This window comes from Algoriphagus sp. 4150 (genome assembly GCF_031457395.1).
Taxonomy (GTDB): Bacteria; Bacteroidota; Bacteroidia; order Cytophagales; family Cyclobacteriaceae; genus Algoriphagus.
Window position 1 is genome coordinate 1 of sequence record NZ_JAVDWS010000066.1, and the last position, 2,074, is coordinate 2,074.

2 protein-coding genes are annotated in these 2,074 nt (G+C 42.1%); one reads left to right on the forward strand and one right to left on the reverse strand.

Features of this window, described 5'->3' with window-relative positions:
- The first annotated feature begins 355 nt into the window (after positions 1-355).
- Positions 356-1,780 carry a hypothetical protein gene (locus J2X69_RS24700; RefSeq protein ID WP_310109532.1) on the forward strand — a complete coding sequence of 475 codons (1,425 nt, stop codon included), beginning with the start codon at positions 356-358 and terminating at the stop codon, positions 1,778-1,780.
- On the opposite strand, the gene J2X69_RS24705 is transcribed toward J2X69_RS24700, so the two are convergent.
- Positions 1,758-2,074: hypothetical protein (locus J2X69_RS24705; protein WP_310109534.1), on the reverse strand; the 317-nt coding region annotated here is incomplete at its 5' end. The two genes, J2X69_RS24700 and J2X69_RS24705, sit on opposite strands and share 23 nt — an antisense overlap.

Genomic DNA, 2,074 nt, shown 5'->3' on the forward strand with positions numbered 1-2,074 from the left:
CAGACAATCTTCCACAACCTAATCAAAAGAATGGTGAATGAAGACAAATTATATATTCAAAATATTATATGAGACTAAGCGTCCACCTCTATAAAGGGATTTACTATTATGTATATCCGTTTTTCTACCACTAATAAAAAGATTAAAGCATAAAAGGATTTGGTGAAATTTATCATCAAGGCCACTTCGGTCATCCGTCATCGGTCTTCCAACAAGTAAAACGAAGAAAATATGGCTACTGGCATCATTACGGATAATCATACTTACAATTTTCTATCTGCCCCTAACCATATACTACAGGATACTTAACAGCATCTCCTAGCCTAATTTGAACTCCAAGCCCAACAGAAAACCTATGTCATCAACCCAAACCCTAAAACAGCGGCTCGAAGCTGTCAATGAATACGAGCGAACGCCCATACCAAAGAACAAGCTCAAAGGCTGGAAAAGCTTTATTGGCACTTACGCCGGAGAGCACACCGCAGGAACAGAATTTGTTCTTGGTCCACTTTTCGTAGCCCATGGCGCTTCTGCAGGAGATTTGGTCAGCGGTTTGATCATAGGTAATATTCTCGCTGTTCTCAGTTGGGCATTTTTTACGGGAAAAGTAGCCGTAAAGACCCGTACCACACTTTATTATCAATTAGAGAAAATTGCAGGCAACCGCTTTACACTTTTCTATAATTTAGTAAACGCAGCGTTATTCTGTTTCTTGGCAGGTGCTATGATCGCCGTTTCAGCAACAGCAGTGGGAATCCCTTTTAATCTTCCTATGCCATCGCTCACGGATGTGTATCCCAATAGTTCAGGATGGATTATCACTGTTTTTGGAATTGGTGCTATTACAACCGTTGTAGCCATGTTCGGATTCAACGTCATCTCCAAATTCGCCAATATTGCAGCTCCTTGGATGATTATGATCTTTATTGCGGCTGCAGTTGGTGTTTTACCCAGACTTGGAATCAACTCATTTTCTGAGTTTTGGCCGGTAGCCGAAACCACGATTTGGAATGGAGTGCCTCTGGAAGGACAAAGCAAATTTACCTTTTGGCATATCATGTTCTTCTCCTGGTTTTGCAATATGGGAATGCATATCGGGATGGCAGATATGTCGCTCCTTCGCTATGCCAAGAAATGGACGTATGGATTTTCCTCAGCAACGGGTGTATTTCTGGGGCACTTTATCGCTTGGATGGCTTCAGGAATATTGTATTCACTCTTTCTTTTGGAATCAAAAGGCAGCTTAGTATTTGCGCCGGGACCTATCGCCTATGAAGCGGCAGGTATTGCCGGAGCTGTCTGCGTGGTAATCGCTGGCTGGACTACTGCAAACCCTACGCTATATCGCGCCGGACTTGCTATCCAATCCATCAATCCAAAATGGAAAACATGGAAAGTTACGCTCTTTGTGGGCTTGGTGACTACGATTGCAGCATGCTTTCCCGCATTGGTTATGCAATTGCTGGAATTCGTAGCACTGTACGGACTGATCTTGATGCCTCTGGGGGCTGTGATATTCTTGGATGTATTTGTCCTTCCAAAAATGGGACTCGCAAGCAATTATGCAGAATTGACCAAGTCACATTTCAATCCGGCTGTGGGAATCACTTGGGCCATATCATTGGTCTTCTGTCTGGGACTGAATATCTGGGGAGGAATTGAAATTTTCTTCCTTGGACTTCCGGGCTGGTTTGTAGCTGTTTTCGTTTATCTATTAGCTTCCAAAGCTATTCAGAAAAAAACAACAAATGTCTCTCCTACCATTCCATTAACTTATTGATTATGAAAATCGTATTAAAAATCATATCATTCGCTGCTTTAGCATTGACACTCTTCCCTTCTTTCTTGGTTTTGAATGGGATAATCACCCCTGATCTTTCCAAAACCTTGATGCTGGTCGGAACGGTAATCTGGTTTGGCTCAGCATCCTTTTGGATGAACAAATCTGAGAAAGAAGAGGAAGTTGGATAGGCTATATTAAAAAATATGAATATACGGGATTCTGCCAGTAGCGAAATTATATACTGACAGCTGGTGACAATAGGTTGGTTGTCAGGAAGAAGTGGAGTTATTT

What these genes read in the sequence shown, in the direction of transcription:
- J2X69_RS24700 (WP_310109532.1), top strand. Translation starts at nt 356, where the DNA reads ATGTCATCAACCCAAACCCTAAAACAGCGGCTCGAAGCTGTCAATGAA.